Raw genomic sequence first — 19,095 nt, forward strand, 5'->3', positions numbered from 1 at the left:
TTAAATTCCTCCCTTTATGTACATTCTTGTTGCATATTATCTATTTAAAAACGCATCTAATTCTTTCGCTAACGACTGTACTGCTTTCTTTCTTAATACATATTTCCCGTCATGTATATCCACTAACTTCGCTGCACGTAAAAGTTTCAAATGATGATGTACTGTCGATTTACCAAGTTGCAATCTTTCTGTAATTTCCTGCAATGTACGTTCTTTTTCAAACAACATTTTTACAATGCGTAATCTTGCTTCATCCCCAAGTGCTTTATGCTTTTGAACTAAAAAATAATTTGGTTCAAACGGATCTTCAGGATGAATGCTTTCATTCGCAACTGGATAATGAAGCACTTTCGTATCTTCAATATCTGCTTCAATATTCCACGGTCTATACGTCACTTGTGGAATAAGAAGTACGTGATGAACACTTGGCTCTGACATATAGTTCACTCCACCAGTGGCCCACTCGACAAACTCTTCCGGTTTCATTTTTTTATTCATTTCATTCTTTGCTTCATAGTCGCGTTTGAATATAGCAAGTATTTCTTCTTCCTCTTTCTTAATAACGCTCTCATACCAACCTGTCATAACAGCGATTAAATGGGCTTTCAGCATTCGTACATCAACATCACATATAAAACGAATATATGTAGAGAAAAACTGATGTTCTTGTGTTAGTTTCATTAGTTCATGTATTGCGGTTACGTTTCCACTTGCCGCTAAAGTTCTTTTTTCTTGGTACTTCTCTCCTAAAAACGGTAAACATATATACTTGAAATCTTCTTCTGAAAGCGAATCGATTTTAGCATGAAATTGCGATAAATCCCGAAAATCCTCTTCATACAACAACTGAAGCAACGCTTTCCACGTATTATGTTCTTCTACAAACTGTAATTGCTCTCTCATCTCTTTTGTTAATGATTGTTTAATCTCTTCCCATTCACTTTGAGACTTTTCAAGTGTATCAATTAACCTTTTATGAGTAATCGCTGCAATGCCAAGCGCGCATTCGAAAAATATCGAATATCTCATTTGAACGTTGTATGTCTCCCTCTTTCTACTCGTTACGTGAAAGACTTCCATTCCATCCCCTCCTTGTTTGTTATATATTAAATTCTATTTTTATCGAATTTATCCTTCTATATTTTTAGAATTATATTGCAACTTTAAAAAATACTTTAATCAATGAGCAAATAGAAAAAGGTTTATACTCTTTTTCATTCTGACTCAATTAAAACCTTGATTATTAAAAATAAAGTTTTTTAATGGCTCTGTTATACGTGGCATTTCCTTCTCTTGTTCAGCTATAGAGAAGGTTTATTGAAGAGAAAAGAGAATTGATTTTATTAAGAAAAATGAACAGGAGGCTATACGAATGGGAAGAAAAGAAATGTTGCAAAATGGAGTCCAACAAGTTTTTTACGAAGAAGAATGGTACCCACCAATATCAGAAGCTTTAAAGAATCTTACCGCTGAACAAGCATGTTGGCAACCAGAAGGTGCTGCCAGTAATACGATTTGGGAAAATGTGAACCATTTATTAATCTTTAAAGAGCGCCTACTTTTCCGCTTACATGAAGATGACACATTTGTTGCTCCACAAAATAATGATGAGACGTTTATCCAAGGTGGATCTAATGATGATGACGCTTGGCAGCAAACAGTGAAACGAACGCTTCAAGTACATGATGCCTTACAATCTTCATTAACATCCTTTCAAGAAGCAGAACTAGATCAACCAAAGCCTTCTCTACCAATTTGGCAACAATATATGAATATTCTTTTACACGATGCTTATCATACAGGACAAATTATACAGCTTCGGAAACTCCAAGGTTCATGGCCAACTCATCGTTCTTATTTATAAGCGATGTTTAAATTTGCTTACGCTTAACATGCAACAAAACAATTGAAAATAGCTAATTGTTTTGTAATTACTGCGATTGCTCAAAATAAAGCAAATTAAAATACATGGATCCCAAACATAATTTACATTCTTCATAACTTCTGATCATAATCCAAATTTGGAAGAATAGAGGCTTTTTTATATACAAATAATAAGCCTCAAGGAGTTGTTGACATGCATTTTATATTAAATATGTTAGGGATTTTCGTTGTCATATTAATCGTTTTTCTATGTTCGCCTAATAAAAAACAAATAAAATGGAGACCAATCGTTATTCTCATCATATTGGAGCTTTTTATTACGTGGTTTATGTTAGGCACGAAGCTCGGCAGTATTATCATTAATAAAATTGCGTCATTTTTCAGTTGGCTACTATCATGTGCGAATGAAGGTATTCGATTTGCATTTCCTTCAGCTATGGACAGTCCACACATTGATTTCTTCTTTAGTGCATTACTTCCTATCATCTTTGTTATTACTTTTTTCGATATTCTATCTTATTTCGGAATCTTAACTTGGATTATTGATAAAGTAGGTGCAATTATTTCAAAGATTTCTCGTTTACCAAAGCTAGAAAGCTTCTTTTCCATTCAAATGATGTTTTTAGGAAATACGGAAGCACTTGCGGTTGTTCGTGATCAATTATCTGTGTTAAAAGAAAATCGTTTGTTGACTTTTGGAATTATGAGTATGAGTAGCGTCAGCGGATCCATTCTCGGTGCTTATTTATCTATGGTGCCGGCAACATATATTTTCAGTGCCATTCCTTTAAACTGTATTAATGCATTAATTTTAGCCAATGTTTTAAATCCTGTCGAAGTGACGAAAGAAGATGATGTTGTATATACACCTTCAAAACATGAAAAAAAGGATTTCTTTTCTACTATTTCAAACAGTATGTTAGTCGGGATGAATATGGTTATCGTTATTTTAGCTATGGTAATTGGATATGTAGCTTTAACAGCATGTTTAAATGGGATTTTAGGATTTTTTGTAACAGGTTTAACAATTCAAAAAATCTTCTCCATTATCTTTAGTCCTTTCGCTTTTTTACTCGGTTTATCTGGCAGTGATGCTATGTATGTAGCTGAACTAATGGGGATCAAAATAACGACGAATGAATTTGTTGCAATGATGGATTTAAAATCAAACTTAAAGTCTTTACAACCGCATACGGTTGCGGTTGCAACAACATTTTTAGCTTCTTTTGCTAACTTTAGTACAGTAGGTATGATTTATGGAACTTACAATTCATTATTTGGCGGCGAAAAATCATCAGTCATCGGGAAAAATGTTTGGAAGCTTCTTGTGAGCGGAATGGCTGTTTCCTTATTAAGCGCTATGCTTGTTGGGCTATTTGTATGGTAAATAATTTTAAAATAAAAGACACCCAACCTAATTGAGTGTCTTTTATTTTTATTTTCGAATTTGTCCATTTCCACGAATCACATATTTTGCGGAAGTTAATGCTGGAAGCCCCATTGGTCCTCTTACGTGTAGCTTTTGTGTACTGATGCCAATTTCTGCTCCAAATCCGAATTCAGATCCATCAGTAAAACGAGTTGATGCATTATGATACAGCGCTGCAGCATCAACAGCTGTGAAAAATTTGCTGACGTTTTCCTCGTTTTCTGAAATAATCGCTTCAGAATGCATAGATCCATACGTATTTATGTGATGAATCGCTTCTTCTATAGAAGAAACTACTTTCACTGCCAGCGTGAGAGATAAAAATTCTGTCCCCCAGTCTTCTTCTGAAGCAAGTACAATTGAAGAATCCATTGCCAATGCTTTTTGATCACCACGTAGCTCCACGCCTCTTTCCTTCAAAGAAGAAAACAACTCGCTACCATATTGCTGTGCCCACTTCTCATGAAGTACAATCGTTTCAATCGCATTACATACAGATGGTCTCTGCGTTTTTGCATTTATAATAATATCAATTGCCATTTGCATATTCGCTGTTTCATCAATGAAAATATGACAATTTCCCGCCCCTGTTTCAAGTACTGGAACAGACGCTTCTCTCACAACAGTATCGATTAATTGTTTGCCACCTCTTGGAATAAGAACGTCTAGATAATCATTCATTGTAAACAACTGCTTTGCGCTATCTCGCATTGTATCTTCTATAAGCTGTACGCTTTCTTGAGGTAAGCTTGTTTGTTTGAGCGCCCTATGAATAACGGCAACGATCGCTTTATTAGAATGAATAGCAGAAGAACTACCACGTAATATGACTGCGTTTCCAGTTTTCAAACAAATTGTAGCAGCATCCACCGTCACATTTGGCCTTGCCTCGTAAATCATCCCGACAACACCAAGTGGTACGCGCATCTCCTGAATAGATAATCCATTTGGCCTTTCCCATGCACTTATACATTCTCCAACAGGATCACGTAATTCAATGAGCTGCTTAATCCCCTCTGTCATATCAATAATACGATTTTCAGTTAGCATAAGACGATCAAGGAGTGAATCAGAAAATCCTTTTGCCTTACCTTCTTCTATATCCCGTTTGTTTTCCTCTAAAATATAAGCTGTTTCACTTATTAATTGATTTGCAATTGCAGCAAGTGCTTCGTTTTTTTGCTCTGTAGATTTAAGCACAAGTTCTCTAGCGACTTCTTTCGCCTTCATTCCCTTTGCCAACACTTCATTCATTTTTATTTCCTCCTTTTTTGATCCCTATTCTTAAAATGAAACCCAATAATCCCTATGGATGACTTCATAACTATGCCTTTCGCCTTTTGCTTGAATATCTTGGCTTTGCATACCTTTTACATCGCTTAGTTCCTCTGCGCTATATGTGCATTGTCCTTTTCCAATCACGCGCCCTTGTTGCGTAATTACTTCCACGACTTCACCTACTCGGAAAAAGCCTGACACATTCGTAACACCTGCCGGCAGAAGACTCTTACCATGCTGAATGATAGCTGTAGCTGCTCCGGCGTCTACTTCAATTTGTCCACTAACAAGCGAATGCAAAGCGATCCATTGCTTATTCATCTTCATTTCTTTTTGAGGGGCATTTCCGACATACGTTCCATCACCTTTACCCTTCAAAACATCTATAAATTTCTCTTGTCCACGTCCTGTTCCGATAAATACACTCACACCAAGAGAGAGCGCTGTCTTTGCAGCATCGATTTTTGATTTCATACCGCCAGTCCCAAGTTTTGAGCCCGCATCCCCAGCAAGAGAAGCGATTTCTTTTGTAACTTCAGGAAGGAAATAATATTTTTTTGCATCCGTATTTTTCTGAGGATTTTTGTCATATAAACCGTTCACATCCGTAAAAATCATAAGCATATCAGCCGAAACAAGTCCGCTTACTAAAGCTGACAGCATATCATTATCACCAAACGTTAGCTCCTCTAAAGAGATAGAATCATTTTCATTAATGATTGGAAGAGCAGAACGGTTTAGTAACTCTCCTAAAGTAGCGTAAGCGTTACTATATTGTTCTTTTCTAGAAAAATCACTTCTCGTCAGCAATAGTTGCGCAGTAACGATACCATATTTACGGAATTCCTCTGTGTACGCCTGCATTAACAAACTTTGTCCGACAGCAGCAGCTGCCTGTTTTCCTTTAATTGTTACAGGTCTGCTAGGATACCCTAGGGAAGAAAAACCTGCAGCAACGGCCCCAGATGTAATTAACAAAACTTCATGCCCTTCCTCTTTCAATCGCGCCAATGCAGAAACATGATCTGAAAGTTGTTCTTTAGAAATGCCTCCGTGACTATCTGCCAAAGAACTGCTCCCAATCTTTACAACAATTCGTTGTTTTTTCACTTTTATATCCCCCAAGTCTAAAATCAAAGTTTTTTATACATTACACTTCTATTCATTCAGCTTGCAACGATTTCTATACTCATCAGTGCTGCACCTAGCCTATTTTAAGAGCAAAATAAAAATGACCGCTTCGCCCTTAATAAAATAAAAAGGACGAAACGGTCATTGTTCCGCGGTACCACCTTAATTGATATACATAGATATCCACTTGGTGCCTATAACGCAGGCGGACGCCTAAACTTTCATTTAAGACTCAGGGATAGGTTCGATACATTCTATACGAGGAATCTTTCAGCCGGTGAATTCCACTCTCTTTCGCAAGAAGACATATGTACTATTTCCCTTCAACGATTTTCAATCTAATTTTTTTATATTATGCGATATAGTTCGATTTGGTGTCAAGTGGTATTTTATAAAATAAATAGAGCGACGAGTTACTTGTATGAAATTATTGTCCAAATTAATAAAAATACAAATTGATATAACTGCAACTCATATTCATAAACATAAAACCTTAAATTATAGTGTATATATTTACAGAATGTCGAATATAATTGATTTTTATCTTTTGGTATTGCAAAAAGGAATATATTCTCTTAGAATGTTTCTTTATATTGCATGGAGATGTTATTGTTATTTTAAGATAACAATTTCAAATTGATATAATTTATTATAAAAGGAGCAAGATTGAGTTATTATGGATAAACAAATTGGATTTATCGGATGCGGAAATATGGGTATGGCCATAGTTGGCGGGATGCTAAATAAAAATATAGTGTCTTCAAATAATATCATTTGTTCAGATTTAAACACGACGAATTTAGAAAATGCTAGTGAAAAGTACGGACTAACTATAACTACTGACAACAATGAAGTCGCTAAAAATGCTGATATTTTAATTTTATCAATTAAACCAGACTTATACCCATCAGTAATTAATGAAATTAAAGAAGGGATCAAAAACGATGTTATTATCGTAACGATCGCTGCTGGAAAAAGCATCAAAAGTACAGAGGATTCTTTTGATAAGAAGTTAAAAGTTGTACGAGTAATGCCTAATACCCCTGCTCTTGTTGGAGAAGGAATGTCTGCATTATGTCCTAATGAAATGGTGACAGAAAAAGATTTAGAAGATGTGCTAAACATTTTCAATAGTTTTGGTCAATCAGAGATTGTAAGTGAAAAATTAATGGATGTTGTAACATCTGTAAGTGGTTCTTCACCAGCATACGTATATATGATTATAGAAGCGATGGCAGATGCTGCTGTACTAGATGGTATGCCAAGAAATCAAGCATATAAATTCGCTGCTCAAGCTGTGTTAGGCTCTGCAAAAATGGTACTAGAAACAGGAATACATCCAGGTGAATTAAAAGACATGGTTTGTTCTCCTGGCGGAACAACGATAGAAGCTGTAGCAACTTTAGAGGAAAAAGGCTTACGAACAGCCATCATTTCAGCTATGCAACGTTGTACACAAAAGTCTGTTGAACTATCTGGTCAAACTAAAAAATAATATTATAAAAGAGATCACGTTAGCTATAAATTCACATGAATTTAATTAGAAAATAGTGGACTACATACTACCCCATTTTCACTAAATGATAAACGGACAAACTCAAAGATACTTGAGTTTGTCCGTTTTACTTTTAATTATTTTAAAAAAATTTCATTCAAATTTTCTTTTGATTTTCTAGTTTTATCCCTTCCCTATTCCCTACTATGATTGTGCAATTTTATTAGAAATAAGTAGTTTTTCAATGCATAATGGTAACATGTCTAATAGCGTTTCAAATGCGTAATTTACATCTAGACGTTCTGTCCATTGATGTGCATCTTTTCCTACCGGTCCCATATTTAATACTGGAACGTCAAACTCTTCTAGTTCCTGAAGTGGAATGGAGTAACCTTTATCCCATAATGGCATATTGTCTACAAGTGAACTCATTGAATCTAATGGGTTCTGTAAGCCCACATAGCTCAAATCTGAAATTCCTCCAAAATAGTTTTGGTTTTCAAATGTAATATTATGATTGAAGTGTGCATACTTTTCCATTTCTCCAACTACTTCTTTAATTAACTGGTTATTGCGTGAACTTACAGCTGGATAATATGGCGGAGCAAAGAAAAGTACAATCATCGGCGCCTTTTCTTTACATAAAATAGCTAGTTTATCTACTAAATCAATCGTTACCGCACGATCATCTTTATCTTCTCTATTTTTAATAATGCTAGATTGAATTTCATCTATTTTCTTTTGTCCATGTTGTTCAATTGCATAAGCGATAAGCTCTTCATACGTTAATACATTTACTTTGAGGTTAGGTGGTATAAACGGATTATATTTAGAAAAACGATATGCATGTTTTTCATACGATTCTTCTATTTTCTCAGCTACTTTCGTTACTTTTTGACGCAGCAATGAAACGACATCTGTCATTGATTTTTCTAATAAAAACAAATTAAATAATGTGACTGCACGATGCGGAATTTGTACAGAATAATCTTCCTTTAAATCCCTCTGAAGTAAGTTAGTTGGCGGAGGACTCGCTTCCCCTTCTACAATATCACAAAGGTCTGTATTCAACTCTAATTCTGCTGTTATTAATGAAGCCATATAACTCCCATTTAAGCCTGCAAAAGGTTCACCTACATGTGTCTCTTTTCCGTAGCAAAGAAAACCAGGTAACACCTTACCAATAGAACCAGTATAAATATATTTCTTTTGGTCACCAGGATGCCTTGAAAACATAGGCTCTGAATTTAGTACCGTTTTATAATCCAAGTCATATTCTCTTGCTAAATCTAACAATCTCGGAACAGCAGCTCTCATCCCTACCGAGTTCACTTCTTCATCTGGAACAGCTAGTAAAAGAACATTCCCATCAAATCTTCCTTCACAAGCTTGCTCAATCATCGCCATTTGTAAAGCTAGACCACATTTCATGTCCATTGTTCCTCTACCAAACAGCCAATCTCCATGTTCTATATCTTCACGTACATGTTCTGGAAGTTCATCTTTATGAGCATAAAACATAGATGTTAACTTTTTAGGATTAAATGCATCTTCTTTCCACACCCCGTAATCTTGTACATCTACAACATCAAAGTGACTTACTAGAACTACAGTATTTTTCGTACTATCGCTTTTCTTTACTAGTGCTGTAACAAAATATCGTCCGTCCCCCGTCGGATTTTTTTGCAAATGATGCGTGTTTTCTTTAAAATACTGTAAATCAGATAATTGTTCCACAACAAAGTCTGGCAATATCACTTCAGCTTCTGTACCTGTAATACTAGGAATTTCAACAAGACCGCTTAATAATTGAATCAATTGTTCTTTTGATTGCCACTTTGACATATAAATCCCCCTATTTTTCCGCATTATGAAAATGAATTCCAGTATATGAATAAAAAATGACGGCAGTTATCAAAATTATAGTTCTGATGTACTGCCGATTTTTATTGATATTTCATGAGCTGCTTGTTTTACCTTACTAATAAGAAAAGATAGTCGATCATCATTAATGCGATGACTAATTAACCCAACACTTAATGCTCCTACTACTTTATGATTAAATCCGATAATAGGTGCAGCTACTGAAGCTGTCCCTTCTGTTTTTTCACCATAACTGACCGCATATCCTTCATTTCTTATCTGCTCGATTTGATTAAAAAGACTTTGCTTTTGTTCTGGTACAGAAGAAAGTAGCTGTTCTACAATATATTCCATTTCATTCTGTTTCATATTGGCAAGCATCGTTTTGTTTGCTGCGCCAATAGAAAGAGGAATTTGTTCCCCTAAGTTATCAATAACTCGAATTTTTAAAGGGCTATCAATTCTTTCAATGATAATAGAATGTGTTCCATTTGGAATGTTCAAATAAACACTTTCTTCCACTTCATAGGCCAATCGCTTCATAACTTCTCTTGCGACTGATCTGTAGTCTACCTTCTCCAATTGTCGTAATCCTATTTCCATCCACATTGGTCCAATTTTGTACTGTTTCGTCTCTGAAATTTGCGTAACTAGCCCATGCTCGATTAGAGAGTTAAGTAATCTATGCACTGTACTAACTGGGAGATGTGTTCTGTCCGCTATATCAGAAATGGCCCAATACTCTTTTTCATTAGTAGAATTTAATAACTTTATAATACTTATCGCTCGATCAATGGACTGTACCATAACTCACCTCAACTTGACTTGTAATATGTTAGTGCGCTCAATTACCTATCAATTTAACAAAAATTCAAAATGAAATCAATCTATTTATTTAATTTTCTAAAAATAAAAATATGCCACCGATAATAATTTGAAAGCGCAATCAAAAAAATATTGACTTTTCTTTTTAATTATCTGAAAATTAAAACAAGATTTCACATCACGGAATACATTCCATAATACGGAAAAACAGCAAACTTTATTCTATCAACTACGAAAGTGAGGAAAACAATGGCGCAAGTAAACAATACAAACAATGAATTAAAACGTACGATGAAAAGTAGACACTTATTCATGATTGCACTCGGTGGTGTGATTGGAACGGGGTTATTTAACGGATCTGGCTTTATTATAAGTAAAGCTGGGCCTGGTGGATCCGTACTTGCCTTTATGGCCGGTGGATTATTAATGTATCTCGTTATGCTATGTCTTGGTGAGCTTGCTGTAGCAATGCCTGTTTCTGGTTCTTTCCAGGAATATGCCACTAAGTTTATCAATCCTGCAACTGGGTTTACAATCGGATGGTTGTATTGGTTAAGCTGGGCGAATACGACCGGTCTTGAATTTACAACTGCCGGTATTACAATGCAGCGCTGGTTTCCTGATATTCCTGTATGGGTTTGGTGTTTAATATTTGGCGTTACAATATTCACTATTAACGCACTATCTGCTCGTAGTTATGCAGAAACAGAATTTTGGTTTTCAAGTATAAAAGTATCTGCCATTATTGCTTTTATTATTCTTGGTGGCGCTGCTATGTTCGGTTTTATTGATTTAAAAGGCGACGAACCAGCTCCGCTATTATCAAATTTCGTAAATCATGGTGGTTTATTCCCAAATGGACTTGCAGCTATCCTATTAACAATGGTTACAGTCAATTATTCCTTCCAAGGTACAGAACTTGTCGGAATCGCTGCAGGTGAAAGTGAAGATCCAGCAAAAACTTTACCTCGTTCTATTAGAAATATTATATGGCGAACAATGTTTTTCTTCGTCTTAGCAATTTTTGTTCTCGTTGCTTTAATTCCTTGGGAAGAAGCAGGATTAACAAAGAGCCCATTCGTTGCTGTTTTTGATAATATCGGTATTCCATATGCAGCTGATATTATGAACTTTGTTATTCTTACTGCTGTTCTTTCTGTCGCAAACTCTGGACTATACGCAGCAACTCGCATGCTTTGGTCATTATCAAAAAATGAAATGGCCCCAGCCTTTTTAAAGAAATTATCATCACGAGGAATACCTCTAAACGCTTTAATTATGACAATTGCTATTTCTGCTTTTTCTCTTTTGACAAGCGTTGTAGCTGCTGAAACAGTTTACTTATGGTTAATTTCCATTTCTGGAGTCATAACAATCATTGTTTGGATGTCAATTTGTGTTTCTCAATTCTTTTTCCGTAAACATTATTTAGCCGAAGGTGGAAAATTAGCAGACTTAAAATTCAAAACTCCACTTTATCCTCTTGTACCAATTCTTGGTTTTGGACTGTATGGCATTATATTAATAAGTCTTATCTTTATCCCAGATCAAAGACTAGGAATCTATTGCACTGTACCATTTATCATCTTTTGCTACACTTACTATCACTTTAAAGTTAAGAAAAGAATTTCTACTAACACTCATAGTGAAACTAAAACTAGCGAGACTATGTAATACCCTACTTATATAAAAGACCGCACATGGATTTCACCTCATGTGCGGTCTTTTATCATTTATCATTTTCACCTATTTTGTCGTTCCTTTATTTTCCTATACTTTTTAGAAGACGAGTCAGTGTTGCTATACTCTTTATACAAAGGATGATATCTGTATCGTTTCAACAGTAAATGCTACAATATTAGCAATTATGATTTTTTACTTTTTATAAGTTAATGATTTTCCTTACTATTACTGTTTTGATATATTGAATATATATTACTGAAAAATTTTGAAATAGACAGGAGTTATATACGATGATAAAGGGTTTCGGGGGAATATTTTGGAGAACTAAAAATATGGATGTTATAAAAAAATGGTATAGCGAAGTATTAAAAATTGAAATAGAAAATTGGAATGGGACAATAATTAAGCCCCAATTAGGAAATGAAACTATTTTTTCTTTCTTTACCGAAAATGACAATTATTTCCCGATAGAACAGCAAGTGATGTTAAATTTTGAAGTACATAATCTAAGCGAGACTATTCAGCATCTTGAGAAAATTGGCGTACCTCTTGAAAAGAAAGAAGAAATGAGTGAATTTGGAAAGTTTATTTGGATTAAAGATCCTGAAGGCCGACTAATCGAACTTTGGGAGAAATAATCGGTTATAGTCATTTTTGCTTTCATTCAACAAAGTAAGTAAAATAGCAATTCCCTGTCAGGATCAGACAACTATTATTTATACAAAGACACCCCTTTAATCAAAAATGATTAAAGGGGCGTCTTTTATATACGATTAAATTATAGTTCCGATTTCACCCGAACAGAAACATTATTTTTAATTATATTTTTGACATCTTTAAAGCTAACAAAATTGTTACTTTTCTCATCCCAAAGACGGAAACGTAGTGATTGTAAGCTTGTAGCAAGAGTAATTGTTGGTACATTTTTTAACGGAAGCGTATTATTGTGTGCCTCTTCTAGTTTATAGTTAGGTACTCTTGGGCTTAAATGGTGAACATGATGGAATCCAATATTACCAGTTAAGAATTGCAAGATTTTTGGAAGTTTATAAAATGAACTTCCTTCCACTGCCGCTTTCACATATTCCCAATCTTTATCCTCTTCAAAATAAGAATCCTCAAATGTGTGCTGTACGTAAAACAGCCAAATCCCTACTGAACCCGCTATTAAGAATATAGTACCATGTACTAACAGAAACGATTGCCACCCAATTGCCCAGCAAAGTATAGCTACTACAGCAACGATAATAATATTCGTCAAATACGTATTCATACGTTCTTTCTGTCTAGCACCTTTTCGGTTAAATCTATTTTTAAGCAAGAAAACATAAATCGGGCCTAATCCAAACATAACGAATGGATTGCGATATAAACGATATGCTAAACGAAGTCTAAATGGTGCAGCTACATATTCATCCACTGTAAGCGTCCAAATATCTCCTGTACCTCTCTTATCTAAATTACCACTTGTAGCGTGATGAATCGCATGCTCATGCCCCCATTGATCAAATGGGAATAACGTTAACACACCCATACATGTCCCTACTATTCTATTTGCACGTCGACTTTTAAAGAATGAATAATGGGTACAATCATGAAAAATAATGAAAATTCGTGTCATAAAACCAGCGGCTAACAGAGATGGAACTAATGATAACCAATAAGAAACAGACAAACTTTTATAAGCGAGGTACCATAAAATAATAAATGGCACGACTGTGTTAATAAGTTGCCACACACTTTTTTTAATCGTTGATTTTTCATACGGAGCAACTTGTTTTTTTAAATTTTTAGTATTTTCTAATGTCATTTTTCTAATTCCTTTCCTTTTTGTTGCTAATTCACATTATAGCACACTATTAGTAGTAGGTGTTAAAAGTAGATGTAATAAATATTATATACTATAAAAATCTCTTTTTTCTTACTCAATACTTACAAATTACTTACGCCCAAAATAGCGCTATAATTGGACAGTTGAAGCATTTCATTTATCAAATAAATTTCCAGTCTTTACAATTAAAACAGCGAACTTTTTTACAAGCAGAAAAGAGCTGCCATAAGTCAGTTTCACCGGCTTATGGCAGCTCCTCTTCATTTCATTTTATTTTATCGATGGATCCAAACTGCACCTGCTGACTTATCTTCAGCTTGACCTACTACTTCAAACTTCAATCCTAGTTTCGGCAACTTACGTCCTGCATCTGGAATAACACTGTTGATATACTGCTTAGAATCATCAAATTTCGAAACGCCTGGTAATCCTTTATAGTCAAAGATACCGCGAGTTGGCGAATTTACTTTCCATGCTGGCGTTTGATCAAATGAGAATGCCGCATCGGCAATTTGATAACGGGTACTGCTCTTCACAGTAGGTTGTCCGTTTAATGTTCCTACGATTGCATCTGGATGAGAATCTACTACTCCAAGGAATCCTTCGCCTGGATGAACGCCTACCCAGTTATCTGTAAAGCTTTGATCCGCATACCATACAACCATTCCTGTATTAAATACTGGACCACGTGCATATTGTAATGCAGTATCAGACCCAGCGTAATTACGCCACTCGATATAGTAGTTATGTTTTTTCTGTTCCAATCCGTTAGACACAGTAAATCCTTTTAACACCATTGCTGGCTGGCCTTCTGCATCATCAGAGAAAACAACTTTTCCATCTACAGTTAATGCTGCATTGTCTAACGCAAATCCTTTATAAGCTACTGCAATATCTGTTACATACTCAAATTGCAGTTTTACTTTCTTTCCTTTGAATTGACTTAAATCGTATGATTTATCAACCCACTTACCATCCGTTGTATCTATACCACCTTTTACATCTTTTTCGCCCATTCGATCGATACGTGTCTTCGTTCCATCTTCTGTAATCGCATTTACGTCAAGGAAATCATACTTTGCTTCCAGTTCATAAAATGTCTTATAATCAAACTTAGCATCCGTTGCAGTCGTTAAGTCAAATACTGGTGTCTCAAGTGTTGTATGAATGTCATTTCCTTTAGTGCTGTAATAAAACTTCTTACCAAATGCTGATTCGATATTTTTTATATCTTTGTCTGGCAAGTTAACACGAACGATTCCTGGTCGTTTAGATTTTGTAACACTTTGATCTAGATATGTTGCAGTACCGACTCCAGTACGAAGTTTATCATAATCTACCTCAACGATATTCGCCCAGTTCCCCTTCATATTCTTTTGGAAAAACTCTTTATTTTGTGGTGAGAAACTTGTTGGCTCTGTTCCTGCAATTTTTCCAGCCCAGCTGCCGCCGCTCATAAGGGACCATGATTCAACTGGTTCACCTTGCCCTGAGTACTTTGTATCATACTCATCTGGTAAGCCTAAATCATGACCGTACTCATGTGCAAACACACCAACCGCTCCGTCTTCAGGCTCAATTGTATAATCGTATGCAGCCATCTTTCCGCCCCAATTTGAAACAGAAGATTTTGTACCATCAATCGCATATGGCTTCGATCCTAGTTTTGAACGATGAGACCAAATTGCATCATCTTTCAATTTACCGCCGCCAGCCTCTTGGCCCACGCCAGCATGTACAACCATTAAGTGGTCAATAATTCCATCTGGCTCGTTTTTATTTCCATCACCATCTTGATCGTATTGATCAAATTGGTCATAGTCTGCTAAATTGATACCTTTTGCTACAGCTGCTTTTAATGCTTCTTTTACAAAATCCTTCGGGCCTAGGGGACCTTTGTTATCATGACCAGTTCCGGCATCCGCACCATAATCTGACGCTTTTCCTGGAACAGTAAGCCATTCCGTTACAGTTCCATCAACTGTGTAGCTTCCGCCAGATTGTTCTTCATAATACTGTTTAAATGTATTAATCTTCGATCCATCAAATAACGTAAATGGCTCATCACCAAATAACATTTTTTGATAATGTTCACGATTAAAGTCTTTAGAATACATATAACCTGGTTCTTGATCAATATTATTATGCTTAAAATCGCTAAATTCTACGAGTAAAACAAGTACTTCATCTTTTCGAACAGCTCCATTGTACTCAGCTTGTTTCGCTGGTGTAGTAGGTACTTTTCCATTTAATTTTCCTGGGTTCAATCCTACACCTTGTCCAGTTATCGGTCCTAATTCGGGCTGCTGCGCCTGTTCATTTTCCTTCATTTTTGTATCTTTTATTTTTTTCATAAAATCTGAAGCTTCTTGCGTAAGATTATCTCCGGTCAAGATTTCTTTTCCAGGGTTTTCCCCTTTCTTTTTCTCAACATATTTTTCGACAGCCTTTGATGTCTCAGCTTGTGATGCAGATTGATCAATTACTCCCCGTTGCTTCAGCGCTTCTGCCAAACGCTCCTCTGGTATTAAATGCTCATCAATTGGTGGAGATGATGGCGTCTCAGCATACGCTGCATGACTTCCAAAAGCAAACGTACTACTTAGCACTGCTGCTGATGCTAAAACTAATACAGGTTTTAACTTCTTATTCTTATTCAATGTGTTTCCTCCCCGATGGTTGCAAATTATCGTTTTTTGCCGATAGTAACATAATATTCGTTATAATACGAATATTCAATCTTTTTAAAGCGCTAAAATGTTGAGAAATATTTTTTGTAGGCTGAAAAAAATAAAATAAGTAAATTTACAGGAAGTCCACTCTAGAATTTTTGTTCCTCTTTCCTCTTTTGTTCGAGTGAAATCTCATCTACACAAAAAAAGCCAATTCCTAAGTACTAACTAAGGAATTGACATTTTTTAATGAGAATGCTTTATGAATAAACGGGTTGCTTCTTCTGGTACATAGAACTTGCCATTGCTTTCTACAACAACACTACCTAATTCATAATCTTTATTCTTAATACGAATTATATTTTTGTTAATAAATAATTGAGCTGTTACATTATTACGTTTTACTATGAGCACGGAATTTACTGCATCGGTTTTATCTATTGTTACTGTTGCCCCTTTTCGCTTAAAAGCTGATTCACTCTCTACAAATAATTTGTTTGTTATTTCTTCTAAGTTAAAACCCATTGCTTTCGCCATCGTCTTCCCAATGTCCGTGTTTTGAATCAAACCGTATGGCTTTTTAGGACCGTAAGAATATAAAAACACATCCTCACCTGTATGGCCTCCTGTTGTGAAGCCTATGTTCGCACGATTGGCCAATAATGTAGTAAGTATTGGACCTACATCCGATTTCTTTTTTGCTACTTTTACTCTTTCTTTTTCATCATAAGTTAAATTATCCAAACCGTATAATTTAGCTACATCTGCTACATTTGATAAATCAGATTTCAAATTATTTATAGTCCCCTCAAGTGTCATTTTCGATTTTTTCAATGGATCAATGTATGCAGAGACCGGCGTAGTATTATATCCTTTCGTCGTATTCATATTCCCAATAGAAATACCGCTGTTACCATGGTCAGTTAAAGCGATGAGCAGTGTATTCCCATCATTTTTTGCAAATTGCAACGCTTTTGCTACCGCTCCATCAAATGCTAATACATCACTAATCATCCCAATTGGATCATTCACATGAGCTGCCCAGTCTGGCTTACTTCCCTCTATAAATAAAAAGAAGCCATCTTTATCTTTTGATAACGTTTGAATCGCTTTTTCCGTCATTTGTGAAAGTGTTGGTTGCTCCGGATTTGTTTCTTCACGATCCATATCGAAAGCTAAGGCATTATGTGAAAAAGAACCCCAAATTTTATTAGATTTGGATTTCAATAATGCCTCTTTCGTTTCAACAAAGTCATATCCTTTATTTTGAATTACTTTTACTAAATCTTCTCCATCTTTTCGGATTCCACTATTTTTTATAGGTAGCAGTGCCGCTTTTCCCCCGCCTAATACGACATCTATATTTTGATACACTTGCTGCTCCGCAATTATGTCAAAACGCTTTCGATTGACATGATGAGCAGAAAATCCGGCCGGAGTAGCATGCTGAATTTCAGCTGTAGCAACAATTCCAGTTGCGCGACCAGTACGTTTGGCACCTTCTAAAACGTTGGCAACTGGCCGTAACTTATCCTCTTCTTTTATTGGTTTTAGGCCAGGTAAACTCATAATAGAAGGTAATACACCTACATATCCTGAATTCGATTTATTCCCCGTCGCTAAAGCTGTTGCTGCCGGGGCTGAGTCTGTTATAGCTGATTCCGCCGAATATGTATGAACTCCTCCTGTTACAATTTCATCTAATACAAGTGGTTTCCCTTTATACAAGCGAGCTAATGTGGTTGCTGAAGAACTCGTTCCGTCCATAACCATCATGATTACATTTTTCGGTTGTCGTTCTGCTTTTTTCTCTTTAGCTTCCACCGTATGATAATTCATCATACTTTCAGTACCTAACATACTTAGTGTGATTGTTCCTACTAACAGTAACTTCTTCATCTTTAAACCCAATTCCGACATTATTGCGCCTCCATTAGTTTCACATTCATTTACATACAAAGTTCTGATTTCCCTTTACTTTTCACTACCTATATATGCTTTATTAATTCCCAATTCTTATAAAGCTAACAGTAGTAACTTTCTCATTCATTTAATGTCGGTATAGTTCATCTATCTTATATAGAAGATTTTTCATTATTAACTTGTTTAACAACAAATCGCCAATCAAAATAAATAAAAATTTATTGTTAAACAATAAATTTCATGGTAAATTAATAAGATATTAAATAAATGAGGTGCTTTTTATGAAACAAGGATCAACACTCTTCTTAAAGACAGCTGTGATTCTAATGGGTATCCCTGTTCTTGCTATGTGCATTTTTTTAGTCCCTAAAATAGGAAATTTCGCTGCAGAACTATATCCTGATATTGCATATATTAAATATCTTGTATTTATCAACTTATACGCAACAGCAATACCATATTATTTTGCGCTGTATCAAACATTTAAGCTTTTAAACTATATTGACAAAAACAACGCATTCTCAGAGTTGTCTGTTACAGCTTTAAAAAATATTAAGTACAGTGCACTAGCAATTAGTGTATTATATGTATTAGGTATGCCACTTTTCTATCTTGTGGCAGAGAGAGATGATGCCCCTGGCATTATTATTATCGGAATGATTATGATTTTTGCTTCAATGGTAATCGCGGTCTTTGCTGCCGTTCTCCAAAGACTATTAAAAGATGCTATAGATATAAAATCAGAAAATGATTTAACGGTCTGAGGTGAATAATATGGCAATTATTATTAATATTGATGTAATGTTAGCGAAAAGAAAAATGAGTGTAACAGAGCTTTCGGAGAAGGTTGGAATTACAATGGCTAACCTTTCTATTTTGAAAAACGGAAAAGCAAAAGCAGTTCGTTTTTCAACTTTAGAAGCCATTTGTAAAGCATTAGAATGCCAACCTGGGGATATTTTAGAATATCAACCTGAAGATACTGAATAAAAAGAGTCCTTCATACTGGAGTGACCCCTGTCAAGTAGACAGTATTTAAAAAGCGCAACTAAGCAACCTGAGTTCTATATTTATATGGACT

The 19,095-nt window shown here is 35.4% G+C and carries 15 protein-coding genes and 1 other annotated feature; of the genes, 7 read left to right on the forward strand and 8 right to left on the reverse strand.

Annotated features, from left to right (window positions below):
* Positions 1 to 36: 36 nt before the first annotated feature.
* Complete coding sequence (locus ACQVV1_RS24700; protein ID WP_309258962.1) at positions 37 to 1,080, reverse strand: ArsR/SmtB family transcription factor; 1,044 nt, start codon at positions 1,078 to 1,080, stop codon at positions 37 to 39.
* 292 nt (positions 1,081 to 1,372) lie between these two features.
* On the opposite strand from ACQVV1_RS24700, the gene ACQVV1_RS24705 reads away from it, so the two are divergent.
* On the forward strand, positions 1,373 to 1,864 hold the full coding sequence (locus ACQVV1_RS24705; RefSeq protein ID WP_431169654.1) for a DinB family protein: 492 nt from the start codon (positions 1,373 to 1,375) through the stop codon (positions 1,862 to 1,864).
* A 213-nt stretch (positions 1,865 to 2,077) separates the two neighbouring features.
* Positions 2,078 to 3,271, forward strand: coding sequence for a NupC/NupG family nucleoside CNT transporter (locus tag ACQVV1_RS24710; RefSeq protein WP_309258964.1), 1,194 nt, complete (start codon positions 2,078 to 2,080; stop codon positions 3,269 to 3,271).
* A gap of 48 nt (positions 3,272 to 3,319) precedes the next feature.
* Here ACQVV1_RS24710 and ACQVV1_RS24715 read toward each other — a convergent pair whose 3' ends face one another.
* Complete coding sequence (locus ACQVV1_RS24715) at positions 3,320 to 4,567, reverse strand: glutamate-5-semialdehyde dehydrogenase (RefSeq protein WP_309258965.1); 1,248 nt, start codon at positions 4,565 to 4,567, stop codon at positions 3,320 to 3,322.
* Positions 4,568 to 4,597: 30 nt separating this feature from the next.
* Positions 4,598 to 5,701: a glutamate 5-kinase gene (gene proB / locus ACQVV1_RS24720; RefSeq protein WP_242252838.1), complete on the reverse strand. Its 1,104-nt coding sequence runs from the start codon at positions 5,699 to 5,701 to the stop codon at positions 4,598 to 4,600.
* Positions 5,702 to 5,847: 146 nt separating this feature from the next.
* Positions 5,848 to 6,058 (reverse strand) — a binding site (T-box leader).
* A 340-nt stretch (positions 6,059 to 6,398) separates the two neighbouring features.
* On the opposite strand from proB, the gene proC reads away from it, so the two are divergent.
* Positions 6,399 to 7,217 carry a pyrroline-5-carboxylate reductase gene (gene proC / locus ACQVV1_RS24725; protein WP_431169656.1) on the forward strand — a complete coding sequence of 273 codons (819 nt, stop codon included), beginning with the start codon at positions 6,399 to 6,401 and terminating at the stop codon, positions 7,215 to 7,217.
* A 204-nt stretch (positions 7,218 to 7,421) separates the two neighbouring features.
* Here the strand turns inward: proC and ACQVV1_RS24730 are convergent, their stop codons facing one another.
* Together ACQVV1_RS24730 and ACQVV1_RS24735 are read right to left on the reverse strand one after the other, a co-directional pair.
* The gene (locus ACQVV1_RS24730; RefSeq protein ID WP_431169658.1) at positions 7,422 to 9,062 is read right to left on the reverse strand and encodes a M20/M25/M40 family metallo-hydrolase; all 1,641 of its coding nucleotides are present in this window, start codon (positions 9,060 to 9,062) and stop codon (positions 7,422 to 7,424) included.
* A gap of 75 nt (positions 9,063 to 9,137) precedes the next feature.
* Positions 9,138 to 9,887 carry an IclR family transcriptional regulator gene (locus ACQVV1_RS24735; RefSeq protein ID WP_431169659.1) on the reverse strand — a complete coding sequence of 250 codons (750 nt, stop codon included), beginning with the start codon at positions 9,885 to 9,887 and terminating at the stop codon, positions 9,138 to 9,140.
* Between the two features lie 267 nt (positions 9,888 to 10,154).
* On the opposite strand from ACQVV1_RS24735, the gene ACQVV1_RS24740 reads away from it, so the two are divergent.
* Complete coding sequence (locus tag ACQVV1_RS24740) at positions 10,155 to 11,579, forward strand: amino acid permease (RefSeq protein ID WP_063225335.1); 1,425 nt, start codon at positions 10,155 to 10,157, stop codon at positions 11,577 to 11,579.
* A 299-nt stretch (positions 11,580 to 11,878) separates the two neighbouring features.
* A complete protein-coding gene (locus tag ACQVV1_RS24745; protein WP_063225334.1) occupies positions 11,879 to 12,226 on the forward strand; it encodes a VOC family protein in 348 nt (115 codons plus the stop codon).
* 140 nt (positions 12,227 to 12,366) lie between these two features.
* Here ACQVV1_RS24745 and desA read toward each other — a convergent pair whose 3' ends face one another.
* The 3 genes from desA to ACQVV1_RS24760 all read right to left on the reverse strand — a co-directional run bounded on the left by desA (position 12,367) and on the right by ACQVV1_RS24760 (position 18,011).
* Complete coding sequence (gene desA / locus ACQVV1_RS24750) at positions 12,367 to 13,398, reverse strand: Delta(5) desaturase DesA (protein WP_242252828.1); 1,032 nt, start codon at positions 13,396 to 13,398, stop codon at positions 12,367 to 12,369.
* Positions 13,399 to 13,694: 296 nt separating this feature from the next.
* Positions 13,695 to 16,079: an immune inhibitor A domain-containing protein gene (locus tag ACQVV1_RS24755; protein ID WP_431169661.1), complete on the reverse strand. Its 2,385-nt coding sequence runs from the start codon at positions 16,077 to 16,079 to the stop codon at positions 13,695 to 13,697.
* A 258-nt stretch (positions 16,080 to 16,337) separates the two neighbouring features.
* Positions 16,338 to 18,011: an alkaline phosphatase gene (locus tag ACQVV1_RS24760; protein ID WP_309258968.1), complete on the reverse strand. Its 1,674-nt coding sequence runs from the start codon at positions 18,009 to 18,011 to the stop codon at positions 16,338 to 16,340.
* Between the two features lie 284 nt (positions 18,012 to 18,295).
* On the opposite strand from ACQVV1_RS24760, the gene ACQVV1_RS24765 reads away from it, so the two are divergent.
* Together ACQVV1_RS24765 and ACQVV1_RS24770 are read left to right on the forward strand one after the other, a co-directional pair.
* Positions 18,296 to 18,778, forward strand: coding sequence for a DUF2975 domain-containing protein (locus ACQVV1_RS24765; protein ID WP_063225330.1), 483 nt, complete (start codon positions 18,296 to 18,298; stop codon positions 18,776 to 18,778).
* Between the two features lie 10 nt (positions 18,779 to 18,788).
* Positions 18,789 to 19,004 carry a helix-turn-helix domain-containing protein gene (locus tag ACQVV1_RS24770; RefSeq protein WP_000974619.1) on the forward strand — a complete coding sequence of 72 codons (216 nt, stop codon included), beginning with the start codon at positions 18,789 to 18,791 and terminating at the stop codon, positions 19,002 to 19,004.
* Positions 19,005 to 19,095 lie beyond the last annotated feature (91 nt).

Origin of the sequence: Bacillus basilensis (genome assembly GCF_050630465.1) — a bacterium.
In the GTDB taxonomy this organism is placed as follows: domain Bacteria; phylum Bacillota; class Bacilli; order Bacillales; family Bacillaceae_G; genus Bacillus_A; species Bacillus_A basilensis.